The following is a 22320-nucleotide window of genomic DNA, read 5'->3' as shown; positions in this document are numbered from 1 at the left end:
TTTCTTTGAAAAATATTGTATTTTTGTTTAATAACTTTATATAATACAAATATTGTATTTACTAGGTTGTTAAGTACTTGAGCTTACATCGTAAAAACTATATTGCAGAAGGTGGAGAAAGATTTGGATTATTAATAAATAGTCTTGGTCTTCCTGATTTTTGGACTACTTTATTTTTAACTACGAATGTTCGTTCCGAAAAGCATACAACACAAAAAGCGTATCTCAATCATTTGGCTCATATCTATATCTGGGAAATGAGCATTGGTGAGAGAATCTCTGAACGTATTATTAGAGCTGCTAGTCAAAAAAATATGTCTTCACAAGTTCTTTTCTTTAGTGACTTGGAAATTCAGAAATTAAGAGATCATTGTAAATTAACTACAAAAGAAGCACGAAGAAATTTGAGAAAAAAAACAGAGCATCGAAGTAATGATCAAAATTTAAAAATTATATTTCCTATTAGAAAAATACCAGCAGCTACAGTGGAGAAAGAACACGCGATAAATAGAATAACAATATTTGCTAATTTCTTTGAATTTGTGGCCATTAATATTTTGAGAAATAAACCTTCTTTTTATAATTATCTAGATATCATTGAAAATACAAAGGCTCAAATATTAAAACAAAAAGAAAGATATGGTGGTTCGAAGACTAGAAGTTCCGACCCTAATAAGAAGGCCCCTCACCCTGATATTTTCAAACATGTTATGGAAATAGCAGAACCCTCGAATATTTATAATCCTTATACAAAATCTGTAAGGCAAAGAAATTATTTACTTCTATGGATGCTTTATGAAACTGGTATGAGAGCAGGAGAGGTTCTGCAATTAAAAGTTTCAGATATTGATTTTGCAAGAAATGTAGTTCAGATCCAATCACGGCATGATGATCCAGAAGATAAATTTAGAACTGATGAACCGAATGCTAAAACTTTAGAAAGAGATTTGCCTATAAATCAGGATTTAAGCGATCAGCTTCGTAAGTATGTTTTAGAAGAACGTCGTTTTATCCCAAATGCTCATACTCACAAATTCTTATTTATATCTTATAAGGGGGTTAGTAAAGGACATCCTCTCTCTTTAACTCAGTTTTCAAGAATTGTTGAAAAAATTTCTGGAAATGAAGAATTAGCTGATTTCATTAAGAAGAATGGGTTCGTGGTTAAAAAGAGAGTAACTAGGCATGGCTTTAGACATGATTTCAATAATCGATTTTCAAATAATATTGATGAACACAATCATAAAGCATCTCAGGATGGCCGTATTGATGAGGTGATTTCTGAGAAAAAAGAAATTCAGCAAAGAATGTATATCAATGGTCATAAAAGTGAACATTCTGCCCAAGTTTATAATCTTCGTCATACAAAAGAACAAGCAGAAAAGTTATTGAAGCGTGAGCTTGAAAAAATGGATTCCTATATTAAGAAGGGGCAAGAAAAATGATGCCAGAACTTAGTTTTTCTCAAACAGAACAGACATATTCGACGAGATACTCCAAGGCAGGATATGCATTTAATTTGAATGAGGATGTATGGATTTTAGATAAAAATAGAACTATTAATTGGAGACTAGTCAATCAAGAGATTGATAAAGTAGTTTATGAAGGCTTTAAATTAACAATCGCAAGGCTTGCAGAAGAGGTATCTTCTCACCATACATTCAATTGTTGGAATTATACAAAAACATATTTGTTATCTTCTGATATGTATCAAGAAGGATTGATTACATCAAAATTGATTTTGAGTCTCAAAGCAACTTTAAATCAAGAGAATGAGTACAAACTTGGAACAATTCGAGCATTATTAAGATGCTGGTTAGAGTGGGACTTTAAGGGGTTGGAAAAGGGACTGGAAAATACTTTAGATCGTCTAATTCTAAGCGGCAATATCAAGGGAAAAGCAGTTTTACAAAATTGTCCTTATACAGGTCCATATACTTTAACGGAACAACAATTCTTATTAGTGTGGGCTGGAAATGCTTTTAATATAGGAAAACTCACTTTAGAAGAGTTTGCATGGTTTTATACCATATATGCTACAGCTCGTAGACCTACACAAATCTTAGCATTAAGAATATGTGATTTAACTATTCAAAATAGTTTAGATGGAATGAAGTACGAGTTAAACATCCCACGCGCAAAACAACGAGGAGGTATATTCAGAGGAGAAATGCGCAGTTTAAGCATTACTGAAGATATGTATTTAATTTTAATGAATTTAATTAATGAGGTAAAAATAAAAGTTAAAAGATATTTACCCGAAATTGAATCAGAAGATTTAAATCAAATCCCTATTTTCTTGAATAATAAGAATTTAAATAGTGTTAATTCAGTTGAGGATCTTAGAGACAAGTTAAAAACTATTCCTGATTTTTTGCATGGGGGTGCCAGTAAACATAACTCTCTAAGTAATAGTGTGTCGAAAAAATGTGAAGCTATTTCTGAACGGACTGGAGAATATATTCATTTTACTCCAATAAGATGCAGAAGAACGCGAGCGACTAATTTGGTACGCCATGGTATCACTGGTGTCCAATTGGCTTATCTAATGGACCATTCAGATACACAACAATTAAAAGTTTACACTGCATATACTGCTGAATTAGCTGCCCGTATCTTTGACAAAATGAAAGATGCTATGGCCTTTTTAGCAGCTCAATTTGAAGGAAGATTAATAGAAAATGAAAATGAGGCTTTAAGAGGAAATGACCCTAGTAGTAGGGTTTATAAATCTAATAATGAGCACATTGGTAACTGTGGTGGCTCTCCTTCTTGTCAAGCTGGAATTAAAGCATGTTTATTGTGCAATAAATTCCAACCACTTTTACATGCACCTTGGGATGAGCTGTTTTTAGAGTTATTAGAAGAGATGGAACAGCGAGAGAAAGATGGAGCCAGTGAATTGATTTTAAGGTCATTTGACCTACAGTTGGCCCATGTGAAAGCCATTTTAGATGCATGTGATAAGCGAATTACAATGGAAGAAATAGCATGAGTAATTTTGTTCAATTTGTACCAAAACATGCATTAGATTGTCAGAAAAATTTAAATGATTTCATTTTACGTGCTAAGAATGAGTTAAGTATCTATGAAGATCAAGGAGGATTTGCAAGTTCAAATTGGAAACATAGATTAGCTAATGGCAGATCACAGTCAATGGAGTTCACTGGTTTGGCTCCTAAAGGGAAAAAAACTGGTACACCTATGCAACAGCCTTTCCTTGATTTCGCAAAAGCTTATGTACGCGATAATCAGACCTGGAAAGCGACTAACCCTGGCAACATGATGATGGTATTAAAAGCTAGTCATGATGCTTTGATTCAAATTTACTTGAAAGCTGATGTTCTGTTAATTGATGGGATTGTTGTAAGAAAGATATCGGAATTAATTTATGAGCGTAGTTCTGAAGCTTCAAGATACCGTTATGGTCAAATGCTAGAAGCTTTTCTAGAGGATTTAAAAAAATTTAAAATTAATATTACTATCCCTACGTGGAAAAATTCGTGGAAAAGACCGGGTAACAAAGCACAAGGGACTTCTAAGGAAGATAGAGAATGGCAAGAAGAACGTTTGCTCAGCTCTTTTGAGATAGGTGCTTTAGCAGATGCATTTAGATTAGCAAAAACTCCTTATCAAAAATTTTATTCAGCACAATCTGCGTTGCTTTTGGCAGCCCCTAGCCGAGGAGGCGAACTTGGTTTTCTTACAGTAGATTGTTTATCAAGTGAAGAACTAAGTGAAATAGAAAAGAAAAATACAGGTCTTGATCAATTATGGAATATAGCATGGAAGGCTGAAAAGGGAGGAGGATTAATTAAGAAGCCTATTCACCCTTATATTGTTCCAACAATTCAATTAGCAATTGAAAGGCTCAAAGAAATAGGAGAGCCTGCTCGAAAAGCTACTCAATGGGCTATAGAGCATCCTGATGAATTCTATCGTCATGAAGAATGCATTACTTCTCCTGATCATGGAGAAGATGAACCTTTGACTATTGAACAGTTTGCAGGAGCAATGTGTATACAAAGCCTTCCTTCGGATACTAAAGCATGGCGATTGACTGATACTGAAGTATTCGCTCAGGTATTTACACAAAAATGGATTCATAAGCTAATAAAAGGAAAAAAATGTATAACTTATAGAGATTTAGCTAAGTATACAATCGATAAATATAAAGAGAAATTTACAAATTGGCCATTTATACCTGAAACTGGTAAACCTGTATCTGAATTGCTATGCCTAGTACGTGAAAATGAATTTCATGCGGTATTTGCACCTAAATTATACAGTTTTGAGTGCCCCAATCTAAATTTATTAAATGATGCCCTAGGTGCTATCCATGAAAGAATATCAGGTAAAGATTCGCTTTTTAGCCAATTAGGTTTAGTTAATGAAGATGGGACAAATTTAGTAATCACTTCCCATCAAATACGTGTATGGCTCTCTACAGAAGCTGAACGTGGAGAAATGAACTCATTAGATCTTGCAATGTATGCTGGTCGAAGCCGTGTTGAAGATAACCTAGCATATGATTTGAGAACACTTGAGGAAAAAACAGAAGAATCAAGAAAATTACTAACTAAGTTAGGATTAGAAAGTTTAGACGGTACGAAATCTTTAACAGCGGTGAAATTAAACGTACCTGTAACGTTTAAGATGTTAGGTCATAAAGATCGTGTAGGTACTGTTCAGGTGTCTGGTTATGGATATTGTGAACATGATTGGACAATGACTCCTTGTACAAAGGCAGGCGAATGTATTAGTTGTAAAGAACATGCATGTGTGAAAGGCCTTCCAAAAAATCTTGAAAAACTCAAGGAACTAGAGGTTGTTTATCAAGATGAACTGAATAGAGCAGCCGCTGCAACCAATGACGGATTTGCTGGGGCAAATTCATGGTTAATCTATCATGGAAAAAAATTAGCAATCATTAAGACCTTAATAAAATATTTAGAAAATGATCAATTACCTGATGGTTTAATATTACGTATTCCTGAAGAGTTAGATATCAGTTTGACCAAAATAGCTTTAGGGGAGCAAAAACTAGTGAATGCAGTTAATGAAAAAAATCCAATTTCTGCACAAATAATCAAGGAGTCAAGTACTTCGTTTTTGGCTTTATTAACAGGTGAATTATGAAACCCAAGCTGATTGATGTAAATGAAATGAAAATTATCGAGTCCATTTTAAATAAATGGTCTGGAAAGTTAACTTGGGATAATTTTGCAATATCGGTCGCTAGTGCATTGAATAGACCTTCAATTTCAAAATTTACTTTAATGAGCTATGAGCCTGTAAAGCAGGCTTTTAATTTTCGAAAGAAAACATTAAGAGAAGCAAAATCGAAGACTATTACATCGGCGAATGATGTAACTATTGATATGTTGATTAAAGAAAACGAAGATCTAAGAAACCAAATAAAACACTTAGAGGAATTGCTGAAAGATCGAGAAAACGTGTGGGTTGAGCAATATAGAAGATGGCAATACAACTTATCTCAAATGCCAAATGTAGATTTAGCCACTTTAGATCTTCCATTGGTGAAAAAATAAACTCCATCAATACCTAATATTATGAATTTTAAAGTATATTGAATTTTTAAACATATTGTTATTATTGCTTTATTTAGTTTAAATAGAATAAAGGGTAACTTATGTCTTATCAATTGAGCGACTTAATAGAAGATAGTCGCCTTCAAAGATTATTCTTATTTAAAAGCAAACCTTGCGCTTTACAACTGTGGATACTACAAATAAAAAAAGATGATCTTGTGGAGAACAGAATAGTATACGGGCGTTTGGTTCCATACAGCTTTTTTAATAACACTTGGTCCTTTAGTGACAAGGATACTTCTCAAAGTGTCGAGAATTTTCGTGCTAGTGTTACTCAATTAAACTTATTAATTGAGAGTTCAAAGTGTCGAGAACTTCTGACAAAATTATGTGATGGTCATTCAATTAATAATATTAGTACAGCATTAAACTTAAAAATTTCAGATAATTTAAGTAAACGATTTGGTAATACTATTCTTATAAAAATGAACTCAGTTTTTAGACCTACTATCTATTTACTGAATCGAGATGCATCTATTCAGAATTCTTTACTTAGCCCTCATGGTGGTGCTGGTGCGTTGAGTGCTGCAATAAGCTGCGATGATAAGCGATCTATATTCTTTTTTTGTGGAAATTATAGTGTTGGTCTTACTTCTCTCGTCTTAAAAAGACTTAAAGAAGATACAGGCATGGACTTTGGAGACACTGATATAAATAGATTGGGTGAATTGGAGTTATTGGTATTTCCAACACTGGATGATAACGAAAAAAATTTACTTTCTGTAGAAAGAACTAAGTATGAAGGGTTAAGTATTAAGTTTACGTCCATTCAAGTGCCAGCCTTTAATAGATTTCAATTTAATTTAGCGTGTGAGAATAATAATCAAGTATTTTCTTCAAAAATTGGTGTGGCTCAATCTATAGGTGATGGAATATTCGAATATAATTTTGATATAGATGAAAAATTATTCAAAATTACAGACGCTACAAAAATTGATGTTTTTGGATTTAAAGAGAATAATTTAACCGAAGGATATTTGTGTTGCAGTTGGAGGATTACTTACATTAAGGAAGTTAATTTTCGAATGCATGTGATTGGTAATCAATCAAAAACTTTAAAGTTTGATTGGCTTGAAAAAACTGTTAATTCAAATATGGGTAACCGTGTAGAGGCTGCTCTAACTCTAGAACATAGTGGGAATATTTCAGAAAATCGAATTATAGGAGATAGGATTGATCCATGGACTGAAGAAAATCGTACTTTGAGATCGATATTTCATAAGTTAAATCCTCCTAAATCAAGTGGGAAATTCTTCATTCGCTCAGATAATGGCGAAGGAAAGTTACTATTCGTTGAATGGTTTAAAGAGCTATTAGTAAAATATCCAAATAACCATATTGCTATTTTCGACCCATACTTTGAAGATGTTGGGTTAAATTTACTAATGCTTAGTGCATCGTCAAATGCTGAATATTCAATTTTTCGAAGCCTACCTAAACCTCGAGATTCAAGTGCTACTAATCATCAAAAGACTGATAACTTTGTAAAAATAGGGGTTGATAAATTACTAATCAACTGTGAGCAAAATAGGAAATTATTACAGAGGAAAAAAATTAAAATCTATGGATTAAAAGCAGGCTATTTGCATGATAGATATATATTGATAATAGGAGATCATGGACTACCTATTGAGGGTTATCATTTATCTAATTCCTTTCAGAAGGCGACAGAAGATTATCCACTATTAGTCACTCCTATTCCAATAGATGTACTTTACAAAATAAACCAATATACTTTTGATCTCATAAAAAGCTTAAAAAATTCTTCATCTCTTAAAAATAATAATAGTTCTATTTCTATAATATTTGATTCAAATAATATTTCTATAAAAAATAAAATATACGAACCTTTAGAATTTTTGAATAATGAATTGTCTGGAAAAATATTAAGTGTATGGCTACAGAAGCCTGTGTTAAAAGGTTTATTTGGAGATAATTTAATAAAAAAAATGAATGAATTGGGTGTGATACAAAATGCATCACTCCATGACTTACCAGATGAAGGATTATTTCTTTGTTTAAATCAAATTGATGGTGAACTTGTTGATTTTATGGAGGCATGGAAAGTTATAGGAGAGATATTAGCCCGTACAACAACTGGTGATTCTAATTTAGAAAAGTTGAAGACTGAAAGTAAGTTTTTATTATTCCTTTCAAAATTTTTGTCAAATTCATTTCAAAGAAATCATCTTAATGATGATAACGAAGTTTCAGTAATTGACCCAACTTACTTTAGAAAAACACTAGTAGAGTTAACTCAAAGTTCAATATGGGTACGAAATTTTTTCCAATCAACAAAGTATAGTGCTTTAACTTGGGCCGAATTTTATACAATCAAATATCTATGGCAATACGAACCGAAGTTACTCATTGATATAGCAGAGAGAGAGCTAGTCACAGATTTTAATTCAACTAAGATAATTGAATTATCTTTGCTTGGTCAGATAGTTAGTGAAATTTCATTAAATCTTGAATTTAATTCTATTTCAAATGAACAATTACAGATATTACTTGCGAGCAAAATTGCGTTTTTAAGGTGGTTGGGTTGGAATGCTTTGGAACAGAGTATAATTTCATCCTCCGATCTTGCTAAAATTAATAAATGTTTAGCGAATTTTGAATATGCTGAAAAAATTCAGTTTATTGCATGGATTCTTAATAGAAATCATGAGAACACTGATTCTGCTGATACTTATAAAAATATATTGGATGTGTTATGGATTGTACTTCCAGAGCATATTGCTTATGAAAATTTAGAAACTTTTATTGATGCTGCAAGAGGCCACATGCATAAGCTTACGTGGAGTGGTCTGTGGCTATTTAGGGATATTATTCAGCCATTATTGGATAATAAGCGTATTGGTTTTGATGATGCTTGTAAGATTTGGCTTAAAGATTTTATCGAAATATTAGAGTTGAAAGAGCCTAATAGACCATTAATTTTTTCTTCAGAAAGAGAAGGAAATCTAATCAATATTAGTGCATATTTATGGGCAAATAGTGGCTTTTCATTCCAGTTATCTTCATTGAATGATGTTAAAGATATTTTTGAGAATCAAAGAAGAATCGTTCAACGACCACTTGCTAGTACTTCTAATTGGTCTCGTTGGAATGATGCCCTTAAAATTTCGATGTGGATTTCAGTATTTACTAAATTATGTAGATATTATCTAAATCAAAAGAATAGTGAAAAACATGAACAACTTGATAATTTATTGGAACTTTCAAATGGGCTTGTCGCCATTCGTCCCTTAGAAGATTGGTATAGTGAGAGTGACTTAATAAATTTTGTTGAGTGGAGTGAAAATTTATTAAGTAATCAGGAGTTAACCTTCAATTCGGCTGAATAATTTTTTATCTCCTAACCTCTAGAGAGAGGTTAAGATGCAATTTAAAGCTGTACTATATGCATTGAGATCAGTTAATGCCTCAATGCATTTATTTTTTTCAACATTAATTCTAATAGCTGAATTGGGAAATTTCTTTTCTAATAAAGAAAAGCTTTTTAATTGTTTTTCTAGTATTGAGATTTTCTTTTGAGTTTCTTCTTTAGAGTGACTCATTTGTATAAAATCCAAAGATACCTCCGTAATTTCACGTAATTGATCAAGCTTATTGGTTTCTGAAAACGTTGAAAAACGAGGGTTAACTAAATTGGTTTCTTTAGTTAAATAACCATCTTCCACTAATTTTCTAAGTAACCGATACATGCGTTGTCGATTGAAGCGATTGCGTTCTTTTTTACTAAGTTTTAAGTGTTTCCAAAACTCATTAGCTGTCCATTGCTCAATCTTTTTACTGTTAAAAAGTGGTGGAAAAATTTCAAACATAGGCATATTGCTTATAGACATAACAATCACAGCATAAAATAATAAAAGAGGATTATAGTCCGTGGATATATAGTCCTCAAATAGTGATAGTTCTGTTTTTTGATCAATTGAATTGAAATGTCAGAACTTAGTATCGCTTTTGGACAATTAGTTCGGAAACATAGAAAAGAGAAAAATATTTCACAGGAAAAGTTAGCTCTGCTTTGTAATATCGATCGTAGCTATATGGGGCGTATTGAGCGTGGAGAAGTAAATATAACACTCGAAAAACTCTATGATTTAGCGAAAGCTCTTGAAGTAAATTTACATGAATTACTTCCTATGAGTTTCGATTAAACAATGTAGAAGATTTAACGAATAAGTTTTTGAGCATATAAGCAGATGGTATAAAAATTAATTTTTTGAAAAAAGCTCTTTACTTATGTTTTTGGTGCAGTTAAATTTCATACATAAATTATTGTTGGCTAAAAATGCCAAGGAAAGATAACTAAAAAAAACCTACCTAAATTTGAGCTTGTGCACAATTGCATTGGCCCATAACTATATAACCAAGTTTTAAATTTAATAAAAGTTGCAAATCTAGAAAATTATAGATTTTATTTTTTACGTCTATCTTTTATGGATTTGTTTTTCAATCTGTTTTTTTATAGGGCGTATTTTTATGTTTTTTTCGTATATCCATATTTTAATTAATCTAATTTCAAGTGCTTACCATTTTATTGATTTAATTCTTAATATTTATTTTTTTATTGAATTGATTTTCAATATCTACGTTTTATGGATTTAATTTTTTATGTCTTTAATTATTAAAACCCAAGCAAATGGGCTTCATCACCACGAAACTAAAGCGATTTCCAAAATCCGAGAAGCATTTAGTGCTGAAGATGAAATGCGAAAAAATAGTCCTTGGTATGGTTATGCAGGCTATACCTTAGTTGATTCGATTTCAAAAAAAGAGGGAGAGTTTGATTTAATTTTAGTGACTAACAGTGTCCTCATAATTATTGAATTGAAAGACTGGAATGGTAAATCAATTAAGTCTGCCAATGGTAATTGGTACATGGATGAGCGTGATATGGGGGTATCACCTGTTTCATTGACACGACAAAAACAATTTATCCTTGTCAGTAAGTTAAAGGGACTCAAAGATAAATTTAAGGGTAATCCAGGCTTTGTTCCAAGGGTATATTTCTTTGTTGTAATGTGTGGCAAGGTGAATTTTTCAAATTTACCTGATGATGAACAAAAGCATGTCATTAGCCTTGATAAATTCTTAAAGTTCGCCAATAAAAGTTCATTTAATAAAGAATTTAAGCCACACCCAGATGCTCAACACCTTTATAAAGATTTCGACCTCATTGATAAAATCTTTATACAGAAAAGTGCGCCACCTAAAAGAATCATTGTTCAAAAATATAAACAAGATGAAGAGCTTCTAAGTCATCCTCAAAAGTTATATACCGAATACGAAGCTACCTCGACTATTTCACGCTCTGACAAGGCAATCATAAGACAATGGATGTTCTCAAATTTTCACCAATTGAGTATTCAATCTCCTAAAATGAGAGCAGAGTTGTTAAACCATGAGCGAGTTATTAGTGCTGAATTTAAGCAAAGTACTCATTTGTACAATACGGCACTAGTTCCATTAATCATGCCAGAAGAAGATCAAATCACTCAGCAGTACAATGAATTGGTTGAGTATCGTCAAAGTCATCTTAGGTTTAATGATTTTATTACGACAATCTGTCCAAATTTGAATGAAGAAGATAAGTTAAATCTAATTCAGATTTTACTCAGCAAGTTTTCTGAAATGCATAATCTTGGTATCTCACATGGAGATATTAATTCGCATTGTATTTGGATATCACCTCAAAAAGATGTAGCCATTTCACATTTTTTGACATCGGATTCAAAAAATATAACTAATAATATTCGTGATTTCCAGCCTGATTTAGTCTTTATTGCAGATGGGCAAAAATCAAAAATTGCCAATGTACAAGCATTTAAAAAAGACGCTTATATGTTAGCGGTTATCGCATGGCATTTGTGGTTAAATATTCGTTTAACCCCAAAAGCTCTCAATAATATATGTGTGAATAGCGACCATTGGTTAGCGGATTTAGTGAGAAAGGCTATAAATCTTGAAATCGAAGATGCTGTCCAATTTCTAAGAGAGTTCAATACAAAACGGCCTGTTCAAGCAGTAGAATTTATAGCGAATATTTCATGTTTAAATGAATATATTACGTCAGAAAAGCTGAATAGATTATATCCGGAAGATGATGAAATTTATGAAGATGATGAGAGAGACATTATCTTATATCGTTCAGGTGACTTATGTGTCAAAGAATGGTCTGATGTCCATGTAAATGAATTTTCATCTAGCGATATTTTAAAATATCAGCACTTTTTTGAACGTATTAAAGAAGCTAACTCCCAAAACTTATTCTATTTACCAAGCATAGAAAGATTTGGTATTTCATCAAAATCAAGATCTTTATTTCTAGTTAACAAGTTGGTTGAAGGTATAACTGTTGACCAAATTGAAACTACGAAAGAATCAAGATTATTTTTGGCAGCTAATTTGATTGAGGCCATCATCCATCTACACAAGTTAGGTTTGCCAATCGGAAGAATTGACCATCAAAGTGTTTTATTCAATTTGGATGATAATAGTTTTATTTTTAATGACATCATTGATATTAAGGAATATCTAGATTACGAAAGTGCGTATTATCCATCCTATATTGATAATCCTACAAATGAACAGTGTCAAAATTATGCAATTATGAGACTGGTGTGTGAAATTCTTGGATTTGAAATAGGAAATGATAGTTTAGAATTCAAATGGGTTAGCGATGCTGTAAATATAGAACTTAAAGAATCAGAATATCCTTTAGGCGATCTAAACCGGTTATTAGAAAGTATTGAAACTGAACAAATTCATGGTGATACTCCAACGCTTCGCATTCCTGTACCTGATAAATTTCCGGAGCTTAAAATTTTTGCAGATAATAAACGTGTCTATGTAACATTAGAAAAGGGACGTAATGCAAATGATGTTGTTGTTAAGATGCAAGGTATTGGGGGTTCAATACAGTTTATTCTAGATCCAAATACTAAGACTATACGCTTTGTAACGGGAGTGCGTGAATCAGATGTTGTTCCACATTACGTCATAGATCAGGCTATGCTTGAAATAAATGTGGCTCTTGATATTAGACATTCCGTAGGTAGACCTGAATATGCTGAACTATCAGAATTTCTTTTTAAAATTGATGAGTTTTCAACAGCTATTAATGATGTCCTTCAAGAGCAAGCTAATGATCAAGATGAAAGTGTTGATGTAAGTAACAATTTGGAGTTATCTGAAGACTACAAGGCAGATCAACAATTATTTACACAAGAAAATCAACTTCCAGTAGAACATTCATCAAAATCTAGAGATGACAACTTAAGCGATGATATTCAGAAACTAGCTGCTCTAAATATTGATACTAAGAAGCTATGGAAGGCAATTTTAGAGACTGAGACTGAGGCATTACCATATATCGTCTTGTCACAACCATTACATTTGGTTGATAGTAAAATTTACATTGCAAGATATGAAGATGACAATGATGTATTAGATAAGTTTCCTAAAGATTCACTTATAAGCCTAATTTACAAGACTATTGATTTTAATGGAGAAGATAGAGAGTTTCGAGTAGGTGATATTGATATTCAGAACTCACTTGCAGGTGAATTAAGAGTTAAAGGTGTTAAACACGCCGATAAAATTAAGGTTGGTGAAGTTCTATATTTAAGAACAAAAGCTGATAAATCTTCATTCTTGAAAAGAAAAAATGCTTTAGAGCAAATTCTAAGAAGACAATCAGATATTCCAAACTTGGTAGAATATTTCGAGCCTAATTCAGAGATTAGACCGACTCACTATGATATTACAGTCACTGATAAGGACTTCGAGAGATATGATCAACATAATGAGCAAGGTGAGGTTATTGTCAGTCTGAACAATCTTCAACGCGAGGCTTTTCGAAAATTAATAAACTACGGGCCTGTTTCAATTCTACAAGGTCCTCCAGGAACAGGTAAAACTGAATTTATTGCAGCATTTGTTCACTTTCTTTTTGAAAAACAAAACGTCAATAATGTATTGATGGTCAGTCAATCACATGAAGCTGTTAATACTGCTGCTGAACGCATAAGAAAACACTCGCACCGACTAAATACGCCTTTAGAGATTGTACGTTTCAGTAACAGAGAGAATGCAGTATCGAATAATCTAAAAGATGTATTTTCTGATTCGATCATATCGACACATCGCAATCTATTCTTAACGGAAATGGAAGATCGAGTTCTTTCTTTGAGTCAGTCGATAGGTGTTGACAGAGATTATTTGGCATGTGCTTTGTTTTTAAAAGTACATTTGTTTGGCCACTTATCTAGAATGTGGATATCAACAGAATCAGAAGATAATCAATTAATCTCCAAGGCTGAATGGAATAACCTGTCAACGAAGCTTATCGAAAGACTTAAGGATTATTCAAAGGAATTGCATACTTCATTATTAGGATGGAATAGTCGTCAGATCTCAGATCGAGAAAATCAAATATGGGAGATGCTGGACGAGACTTTTGAGGTTCAGGGTAAGGCTGCAAATAACGCTAAAGCCCTGGTGCAAATTGCTTTCGACTATGATCAACTGATTGATAGTCCAAATGCTAATTACGAAACATACCTTTCTAAAACTAGACAATTTATCTGCGGTACCTGTGTAGGTATAGGACATCACTCTATTGATATTGCGAACCAATCATTCGATTGGGTCATTATTGATGAGTCAGCGAGGTCAATTTCTTCAGAATTGGCTATTGCGATGCAATCTGCTAAACGCATTTTATTAGTTGGAGATCATAAACAATTACCTCCATTATATTCACCTGAACATGCTAAAGCCCTTGGTCGAAAGTTAGGATTTACAAAAAACCGTATTGAAGCGAACTTAAAAAGTGATTTTGAACGATTATTTAATTCGCCATATGGTAAGGCTGTACAGGGTAAGTTATTAGTTCAATATCGTATGGCTCCAGCAATTGGAGAAATGGTTTCTGCGTGTTTCTATGATAAGGAATTAGTAACAGGCGTTATTGAGCCTCTAGGTAAGCCTTACCAAGAGAAAATGGTTCGAGTCGTACCAAATATATACCAGCATTGTTCGGTTCAAGAATTACGTTCTACTGTCACATGGGTCGATACGTCTGAAAAATTTAGTGATGGTGTTGGAACAACCTTCTTTAACAAGCATGAAGCTCGTAAGATTATTGGTTTGTTAGAAAAAATTCATGCAGATGAGGAGTTACTAAAAGAGTTAAAAGAACGATCTAAGCCTAATGAGCCTCCGATTGGCATTATATGTATGTATGGTGAACAAAAGCGTTATTTACGCAAGCAGTTCAATTCGAAAGCTTGGAATGAAGATTTTAGATCATTAGTAAAAATTGATACTGTCGATAGTTATCAGGGGAAAGAGAATAGAATCATCATTCTGTCTGTAACCCGAAATAGCCCAGATAACAAAATTGGATTCATGAACATGCCAAACCGAATTAATGTTGCATTATCTAGGGCAATGGATCGTTTAGTTATTTTTGGTGCTTCACGTTTATGGAGTATGCCAAAACATCAAGAATCACCGCTTGGTGAAGTGCTTAACTATATTAAGGAGTATTCAAGCGATAGGACACGTTACCAATATATTGCTGATAGAAAAAATGAATTCAAACTAAACGCAAATATCAAAACAAAGACAAGTCGAGGTATCAGTCATGAGTAATTACAGCATCCCATATCATGATGTTGATATTTTGATTCCGGCACAGAAGTTTGAAATAAAATTCAGTTATACATCAAGCCAAATGCCAAAATTTATTGATTCAATGATTATGCGTTTACTGCGTATCAGCCCAATGTCGGTCAAAAACATTGCAAACTTTTTGGGTATGAATCAAAGAGAGTCACGGATAGTTTTAGATCAACTGATTACAAATAACGAGATTGAGCTTAAACAAGATGGGTTATTTCATTTGACGAACAAATCAATGAAATACTTTACAACTGTGGATTCTATACCTAAGGTTGCTTCGATCTTGGAACATACACATGGTCTAGTTTATGAGCTTACTAATTTTAATTACATAGCTCAGAATCCTGATACTAATATGTACGGCTTAAAACTAATCGCTTCAAGCGAACATGCAGCAAATAGTGAAAGTATTGTTCGAGATAGATTTCAGAAGCAATTTTATCAACTCATTGAAGATGACATTATCACCCTAAAAAAAATGGATGGTAGACCAGCCATCTACAAAATGGGAACTGTAAAGAAGGTTAGGGAATGCACTGTACGTAAGTCGCTAGACCTTAATATAGATGCTCAAGCGGATCCACAACCTATAAAAGTTTTGGACTCTATTATGAGCGATGAGCTTAAAGATAAGACTTATCAAGCATTAGGGCAGAGTAAGAAAGGGAATAATATTCGAGATATCGTGAAGAACCTTGAGGGCTTTGAACAATTAAATTTGCACCAATATTTTAAAGATGGTCGTTTTTTGGCACCAGTCGCATTATTTGATAGCTTAAATCCTATAGAGAACAAAGCAAATGAAGGAAATCACTTGTTTATTGGACCTTGTTATAGCCAAGGTAATTCAAAGCTGATATTGAATAAGATCAAAGATGTTCTTGCGAAGAATCGTCCTGTAAAGAATATTTATTGGTTAGCTCCAGATGATGCATTTTGGGGTAAATCTCTTAGATTCAATACATTTGTCGGTGCTTTAGGGCAACTTAAAAATAAACAAAACGATGAAATACAGCTAAAGTGTTTCTTATCGATGTCAGATGAGCGAGATCGTGTTTCCGTACAAAATTACCGAAAGATTATTGGAAAAGATCATCAAAAATATTTTTACGGTATTAAAGAAGGTTTGCTTGATGGTAATTTTGAATTAATTGTAGTTGAAAACGAATTTGCTGTGATAATTCTACATGTGTTGGATTCGGAAGCAGATTACTTAACCTCATTCCCAATCGGTTCAATTAGTTACGATAGTACTCTGGTCAGTAGTTTGGTTAGTTTATTTGATGCATGGCAACGACCAACAGATGAAAATGGAATTAGCTTTGGTCCAATGTTTAAGAAAAATGGTTAATGGGTGAAGAGTTACATCATTCTTGTCTTTATTCAGATCTTTATTTTTTAAAGAAGAGCTAGTTATTACTAGCTCTTTTTATTGTATTTATAGGTGAATTTAAGAGAAAAAAGTATAAAAATTAAATTTTTAAATTAAAAGTTTGATTTTTAATTATATAAGTTTTTGAATTTTATTAAAAATAATATTTATTTTATGTTTATTGTATAGTTAACCATTTTGAGACACTCTAAAGATATGGTTTTGTAAAGTTTATAAAATTATTCTTTAGATATAGTTAGTTAAAAGAAAGTTTGCAGATATTAGAAATAATTCTGTAAACTTTTTTATTATTTTACAGTTCAATAGTTTTATTTGATTATCAGTAACTATATGACAATATTTGTGACTTCTACCAGTGCCCCCATGGGTTCCAAGTAGTGCAACCCGATAATAAAATACAAATTACTGTTAAAAGATATAAATTATATTTATTCATTACATTCTCCTAGTACTTAATTTTTTATTAAAATATCAATTAAATTTTACAAATTTTGATAAATATAATTTAAACGTATAGTTAGAAATTAATAACACTATCAATATTTAATATTCGAGAGAAATGCCAATGAAAACAATTATTAAACTAGCTTTAATGACTTCAATGTTTATAGGTACTGGTTGCTCCCACACAAACAATAATTCTAAGGGATTTAGTCCAATGGTTGATTTAAAAAACGCTAAAAGTTTTTGTGCTGGCAGATATACCATCCAATTGCCAAACAATGCCGTTCAGTTTGGTGGTGGTGATAAATACAACTCATTCCTAATCACGAGTAAAACTGGATCATCCGTTGCTGATTTAAATGCTGAATATGCATCAGTAAAAAGGTACTTTTCTGGTAAAGTTTCTACAATTATTTTGGACACAGAATTAAAAAAAGTTGGGTCTAAGTCAGTACGTATTTTCTCTGGGATACCGGGAACTATCGAAGGTGCTCCTTTACAGCTTAAATTTTGGGTCTTAGATCGGAATACATTGTTCAAGTTTGAAATCCCATACATGCCAGAGAAGAAAGATCTAGTTTTTGATGAAATGAATAAGATCATTGCGAATATCAGTGCTCGCAACAACGATACAGTTCCTTCTGAGAAAGGTGTTTGTATCTTAAATGGATTTATTAAAGATTCTGATTCACAGTTCCGAAGAAGTACACATACGATTGCATTCAGTATGAGCGATATGCCATCTGTGAAAACGAGTATGCAAGTCGATGCTGTTGCTCATCAATTGCCAGATTTAATTACTCGCACAGAAAGCAATCTAAAACGTGATGGGATTCTTCATTTAACGTACACATCATTCAAAACAATCAGAAAAGGTACAAAAAACCAAACTAGCGGTGATCAACTCAGTGGATTGGAGTGGATAAGCAAAGCTCCAATGAAAGGCAGAAATGGGATTATTGCAACTTGGGAACATGCTGGAACAGCTCAGAAGATTAATGATCCTGCTGTACTGTTTGATTTTGATACTGGATACGATGGTAATAATGTTAAGACTTCAGACCTTTCAGAAAAAGAAGCCCTAAAAATATATGAATCAATTCTTGAAACAATAAAAAAATTCTAGGAATAATTATGACGATTGAAAAAACTCCTATTGATAGTACTGGGGATTGCTTCAAGTCTGTTGTGACTCCAAGCACTAATAAAACTATTTGTAATGCCGTTATTGGGCCTAAATTGGTTGTACCTATTATTTTTATACCGGGCTTCATAGGCTCAAATGATTGAATCAATGGAATCTAAGAAAGTATGGTTCCCTGCAACCGAAAGTTATTGTCGTGCATGGCTTTCAGGCAAAGTCAAAACCAATCCTTCAGACTACAAACTGCAGTTTGCGTAAGCGGCATGGCTGACATTGAGTATTGATATAACTGGTTCTACTGATTCCATTCAATAGTCTTTATCGATGGAACGTTAAATCTTGATATAAATAATAAATCTAAAAATCCGATAGTTTTTATAAAAAAGTTCGGTTTTACCTATACTGATGTTTTTCGTATTCTAGCTTCACAGATAAGCAATCCCCGAAATGAGTTAGAGGAATATCACATGAGTTTAATCAATACTGAAGTAAAACCATTTAACGCAACTGCATACCAAAACGGTCAATTCATTGAAATCTCTGAAAAAGATATGATGGGTAAATGGTCTGTTGTGTTCTTCTATCCTGCGGATTTTACTTTTGTATGTCCAACAGAATTAGGCGATCTTGCTGATCATTATGCTGAATTCCAAAAAATGGGCGTTGAAATCTATTCAGTATCGACTGATACACACTTCACGCACAAAGCTTGGCATGATTCTTCTGAAGAAATTAAGAAAATCGAATACCCAATGGTTGGCGATCCAACGTGGACGTTAGCGAAAAACTTCGAAGTACTGATTGAAGCAGATGGTCTTGCTGACCGTGGTACTTTCGTGATCGACCCTGAAGGTAAAATCCAAATCGTTGAAATTAATGCTGGGGGCATTGGCCGTGACGCATCTGAACTCATGCGTAAAGTTAAAGCAGCACAGTATGTACATACGCATCCAGGTGAAGTGTGTCCTGCAAAATGGAAAGAAGGTGAAGCGACACTTGCGCCATCGATTGACCTTGTCGGTAAAATCTAATTTGTAAGGTAAGCTCTTGCAAATAAGCAAAAGCCAGAACTGAGTTCTGGCTTTTTTATTGCGTGAGTGAATGGATTTTAAATTAAATAGCCATCGTGTTCAGGGCCGTATTCACGGATGCCTGCCACCAAAAATTCAATTAATTGTTCCATGACCAAGCGCTGTCCTTTACGTGAGGCATAGACCAATTGCACTGTCCCGACATTGGAGCACCATTCAGGGAAAAGATGAATTAAGCGACCTGCTTCGATGTCATCCTTCACGGTTAAATAGGGTAAATCTGCAATCCCTAACCCATCCATAACGGCATAATAGGCCCCAGATAAATCATTGCTTTTCACACGCGGTTGTAGCGGAATCTCGATCTGTTCTTGCTGTTCAATATGGTGTAACAGCCATTGATAGCGGGTTTTATGCGTACCTAACACAATACTTGGAAATTCAGATAATTCCGTAATATGTTGCAGGACACGATCTTGCAAAAGCTCAGGGCTAATCACCAGACAATGTACGGTCTTAATCACGTCACGCACGATGATGCTGGAATCTTCATTTTCAGCGAAATTGGTACGTATCGCCAGATCAATATCATCATGCAGCACATCCACACGGCGACTGGTCAATTCCAATTCAACTTGCACTTTGGGGTGGTTTTTAAGAAATTGATTCAGCAAAGGGCGAATCTGATATTCCATCATGACTGGTGGACAACTGATTTTCACCAAGCCTTCAGGTTCATGTTTTTGTTTGAGTAAAACGCTATGTGCACTTTCCACTTGTTGAATGACTTTGGTACATTCCTCATACAGTTCCTGTCCTAAGGTCGTAACTTTAAAATGACGGGTGGAACGCTGAATGAGCGTGACATTATATTTGGCTTCGAGGTCTAAAATACGTCGGCTAAGTTTGGATTTGGTGATGTTCGATGCTTCGCTGGCCGCACTGAATCCGCCATGCTTTACCACCAAATAAAAGTAGTAATAGTCATCAAATGAATGCATGAATTACCTTATACAGTGAAAATTTATTTAAATTCAAATCATCATACGTCAATTTATGCATGAGGTAAAAAAAGCGATCCGAAGATCGCTTTTTTATTGGTAAATAAATTATTTTGCTGTGTTTTTTACATAGCTTGTGATCAAGTTTTTGTAATCTGGAATGTGTGCACCGAACAAAGTACCTAAACCGTCAACGTCGTTGCGCCAATCGCGGTGTAATTCACCTGCAGCAGCAAACCAAGTCATCAGCTGTGCGCCTGCTTGTGACATACGGTCCCATGCAGCGTCACGTGTCATTTGATTAAATGTACCAGACGCATCGGTAATCACGAATACATCAAAGTCTTCAGCAAGTGCTGAAAGTGTCGGGAAAGCCACACATACTTCAGTGACTACACCGGCAATGATGAGTTGTTTTTTACCTGTTGCTTTCACGGCTTGAACAAAGTCGTCGTTGTCCCAAGCATTGATTTGGCCAGGGCGTGCAATGAAAGGCGAATCTGGGAACATATCCACAAGTTCAGGTACGAGCGGGCCATTGGGACCGTCTTCAAAGCTTGTCGTTAAAATCGTTGGAAGCTTGAAATATTGAGCTAATGCTGCGAGTGCTAAAACATTATTTTTAAATTTATCTGGATCAATATCGCGGACTAATGACAATAGACCAGTTTGATGGTCAACAAGTAGCACCGCAGCATTATCTTTGTCTAAACGTACGTAAGGCTTGCCCATTTTATTTTCCTCATTCAGGTGTTCTATTCATCGATCCACACAACGGGGTGGTGATGTGTACCCATTTAGAATAGGCCCAAACAAAGAGTCTGAAAACAACACTAACGAGATGCTTTATCTTAAAAATAGGATAAAAATTTATTTGATTGTCATAAATCTATTTTTTATTTTGAATTTTATTTTAAATTAGTTTGATTTTAAGATTTATTGTTGCAAATTTGAGATAGAGAATGCCATTTCATTTCTAGTACATCATAGTGTTAAAGCCTAAAATAGCCACATGTTCATCCAAACGCATGAATAGAGGAGCTAAAGATGAAAAAAGTCATTGGTGTATATCGTAATCAGCAAATGAACTGGGTGGGTGATGGTTTTCCAGTGAAAAGCTTATTTTCTTATGACCGTTTAGGTCAGGCGATTAGCCCATTTTTGCTTCTTGATTATGCCGCACCTTATCCCTTCGATCCAACCACTGCACAACATGGTGTAGGCTCGCATCCACATCGTGGCTTTGAAACGGTGACATTGGCCTATAGCGGCGAAGTGACCCACAAAGATTCAGCAGGTGGTGGTGGTACGATTCAGACCGGTGATGTGCAATGGATGACTGCGGGTGCAGGCGTGGTGCATGAAGAATTTCATTCGCCTGAATTTGCCCATGCGGGTGGCGTGTTTGAAATGGTGCAATTGTGGGTGAATTTACCTGCAAAAGACAAAATGACAGCGCCACACTATCAAGCCATTAGCCGTAGCGACATTCCACGGATTGAAATGGATGAAGGCGCAGGTCATATCCGTGTGATTGCGGGTGAAATGGGTGGTCATCATGGGCCAGCGCAAACGTTCAGTTCTATTAATGTCTGGGATGGTGAGCTGAAAGCCGAATACGAAACCACTTTACATGTGCCTGAAGGGCATAACACCATCTTGGTGGTTTTATCGGGTGAAGTGATCGTGAACGGGACCAATAAAGTGTTGGATAGTTCGATGGTAATGTTTGCCAAAGAAGATATCGCGATTCAGCTACAAGCGTTGCAAGACAGCAAGTTTTTGTTGCTGAGCGGTGTGCCTTTAAATGAACCGATTCAAGGTTATGGTCCATTTGTGATGAATACCAAAGATGAAATCATTCAAGCCTTTGATGATTTTAATGCTGGAAAATTTGGTGAAATTGCTGTGAATTCTAAAGTTTAAGCAAAATGACCACTTTAAATAGTCGAAAAAAAAGCCTCTGAATCATCAGAGGCTTTTTATATTGCGCTGT

General features: G+C 34.1%; 14 protein-coding genes. 11 read left to right on the top strand and 3 right to left on the bottom strand.

The genetic code is table 11. The features are described 5' to 3' along the window. Positions 1–77 precede the first annotated feature (77 nt). From B9T33_RS01460 to B9T33_RS01440, 5 genes are all read left to right on the top strand, one after another. Positions 78–1445, top strand: a complete 1368-nt coding sequence (locus B9T33_RS01460) for a tyrosine-type recombinase/integrase (protein ID WP_086177175.1) — start codon at positions 78–80, stop codon at positions 1443–1445. Next, entirely contained in the window at positions 1442–2995 is a 1554-nt protein-coding gene (locus B9T33_RS01455; RefSeq protein ID WP_228145759.1) for a site-specific integrase, read from the top strand. Before B9T33_RS01460 ends, B9T33_RS01455 begins: the two co-directional genes overlap by 4 nt. Next, positions 2992–5139 (top strand): hypothetical protein, encoded by a 2148-nt coding sequence (locus B9T33_RS01450; RefSeq protein WP_228145758.1) that lies wholly within the window; start codon positions 2992–2994, stop codon positions 5137–5139. The genes B9T33_RS01455 and B9T33_RS01450 overlap by 4 nt, the downstream gene beginning before the upstream one ends. Next, positions 5136–5552, top strand: a complete 417-nt coding sequence (locus B9T33_RS01445) for a hypothetical protein (RefSeq protein WP_086177174.1) — start codon at positions 5136–5138, stop codon at positions 5550–5552. The genes B9T33_RS01450 and B9T33_RS01445 overlap by 4 nt, the downstream gene beginning before the upstream one ends. A gap of 101 nt (positions 5553–5653) precedes the next feature. Next, on the top strand, positions 5654–8962 hold the full coding sequence (locus B9T33_RS01440) for a VPA1262 family protein (RefSeq protein WP_086177173.1): 3309 nt from the start codon (positions 5654–5656) through the stop codon (positions 8960–8962). Between the two features lie 18 nt (positions 8963–8980). On the opposite strand, the gene B9T33_RS01435 is transcribed toward B9T33_RS01440, so the two are convergent. Beyond that, on the bottom strand, positions 8981–9442 hold the full coding sequence (locus tag B9T33_RS01435; RefSeq protein ID WP_228145757.1) for a hypothetical protein: 462 nt from the start codon (positions 9440–9442) through the stop codon (positions 8981–8983). A 117-nt stretch (positions 9443–9559) separates the two neighbouring features. On the opposite strand from B9T33_RS01435, the gene B9T33_RS01430 reads away from it, so the two are divergent. The 5 genes from B9T33_RS01430 (at position 9560) to ahpC (ending at position 19323) form a co-directional block, all read left to right on the top strand. Continuing rightward, positions 9560–9778, top strand: a complete 219-nt coding sequence (locus B9T33_RS01430; RefSeq protein ID WP_086177171.1) for a helix-turn-helix domain-containing protein — start codon at positions 9560–9562, stop codon at positions 9776–9778. A gap of 457 nt (positions 9779–10235) precedes the next feature. Further along, positions 10236–15281, top strand: a complete 5046-nt coding sequence (locus B9T33_RS01425; RefSeq protein ID WP_086177170.1) for an AAA domain-containing protein — start codon at positions 10236–10238, stop codon at positions 15279–15281. After that, on the top strand, positions 15274–16662 hold the full coding sequence (locus B9T33_RS01420) for a hypothetical protein (protein WP_086177169.1): 1389 nt from the start codon (positions 15274–15276) through the stop codon (positions 16660–16662). The genes B9T33_RS01425 and B9T33_RS01420 overlap by 8 nt, the downstream gene beginning before the upstream one ends. Before the next feature lie 607 nt (positions 16663–17269). Next, positions 17270–18274: a T6SS immunity protein Tli4 family protein gene (locus B9T33_RS01415; protein WP_143223983.1), complete on the top strand. Its 1005-nt coding sequence runs from the start codon at positions 17270–17272 to the stop codon at positions 18272–18274. Between the two features lie 485 nt (positions 18275–18759). Further along, a complete protein-coding gene (ahpC, locus tag B9T33_RS01410; protein ID WP_086177167.1) occupies positions 18760–19323 on the top strand; it encodes an alkyl hydroperoxide reductase subunit C in 564 nt (187 codons plus the stop codon). 77 nt (positions 19324–19400) lie between these two features. Here ahpC and B9T33_RS01405 read toward each other — a convergent pair whose 3' ends face one another. Beyond that, entirely contained in the window at positions 19401–20324 is a 924-nt protein-coding gene (locus B9T33_RS01405; RefSeq protein ID WP_086177166.1) for a LysR substrate-binding domain-containing protein, read from the bottom strand. 108 nt (positions 20325–20432) lie between these two features. Then, a complete protein-coding gene (gene ycaC, locus B9T33_RS01400) occupies positions 20433–21056 on the bottom strand; it encodes an isochorismate family cysteine hydrolase YcaC (protein WP_086177165.1) in 624 nt (207 codons plus the stop codon). 315 nt (positions 21057–21371) lie between these two features. On the opposite strand from ycaC, the gene B9T33_RS01395 reads away from it, so the two are divergent. Next, entirely contained in the window at positions 21372–22250 is an 879-nt protein-coding gene (locus tag B9T33_RS01395) for a pirin family protein (protein WP_086177164.1), read from the top strand. Positions 22251–22320: the final 70 nt, after the last annotated feature.

This window comes from Acinetobacter sp. ANC 5054, assembly GCF_002135295.1.
GTDB lineage: Bacteria > Pseudomonadota > Gammaproteobacteria > Pseudomonadales > Moraxellaceae > Acinetobacter.
This window is presented reverse-complemented; position numbering and strand designations above follow the sequence as displayed.

What these genes read in the sequence shown, in the direction of transcription:
- B9T33_RS01415 (WP_143223983.1), top strand. Translation starts at nt 17,270, where the DNA reads ATGAAAACAATTATTAAACTAGCTTTAATGACTTCAATGTTTATAGGT.
- B9T33_RS01420 (WP_086177169.1), top strand. Translation starts at nt 15,274, where the DNA reads ATGAGTAATTACAGCATCCCATATCATGATGTTGATATTTTGATTCCG.
- B9T33_RS01395 (WP_086177164.1), top strand. Translation starts at nt 21,372, where the DNA reads ATGAAAAAAGTCATTGGTGTATATCGTAATCAGCAAATGAACTGGGTG.
- ahpC (WP_086177167.1), top strand. Translation starts at nt 18,760, where the DNA reads ATGAGTTTAATCAATACTGAAGTAAAACCATTTAACGCAACTGCATAC.
- B9T33_RS01440 (WP_086177173.1), top strand. Translation starts at nt 5,654, where the DNA reads ATGTCTTATCAATTGAGCGACTTAATAGAAGATAGTCGCCTTCAAAGA.
- B9T33_RS01455 (WP_228145759.1), top strand. Translation starts at nt 1,442, where the DNA reads ATGATGCCAGAACTTAGTTTTTCTCAAACAGAACAGACATATTCGACG.
- B9T33_RS01405 (WP_086177166.1), bottom strand. Translation starts at nt 20,324, where the DNA reads ATGCATTCATTTGATGACTATTACTACTTTTATTTGGTGGTAAAGCAT.
- B9T33_RS01445 (WP_086177174.1), top strand. Translation starts at nt 5,136, where the DNA reads ATGAAACCCAAGCTGATTGATGTAAATGAAATGAAAATTATCGAGTCC.
- B9T33_RS01430 (WP_086177171.1), top strand. Translation starts at nt 9,560, where the DNA reads ATGTCAGAACTTAGTATCGCTTTTGGACAATTAGTTCGGAAACATAGA.
- ycaC (WP_086177165.1), bottom strand. Translation starts at nt 21,056, where the DNA reads ATGGGCAAGCCTTACGTACGTTTAGACAAAGATAATGCTGCGGTGCTA.
- B9T33_RS01450 (WP_228145758.1), top strand. Translation starts at nt 2,992, where the DNA reads ATGAGTAATTTTGTTCAATTTGTACCAAAACATGCATTAGATTGTCAG.
- B9T33_RS01435 (WP_228145757.1), bottom strand. Translation starts at nt 9,442, where the DNA reads ATGTTTGAAATTTTTCCACCACTTTTTAACAGTAAAAAGATTGAGCAA.
- B9T33_RS01425 (WP_086177170.1), top strand. Translation starts at nt 10,236, where the DNA reads ATGTCTTTAATTATTAAAACCCAAGCAAATGGGCTTCATCACCACGAA.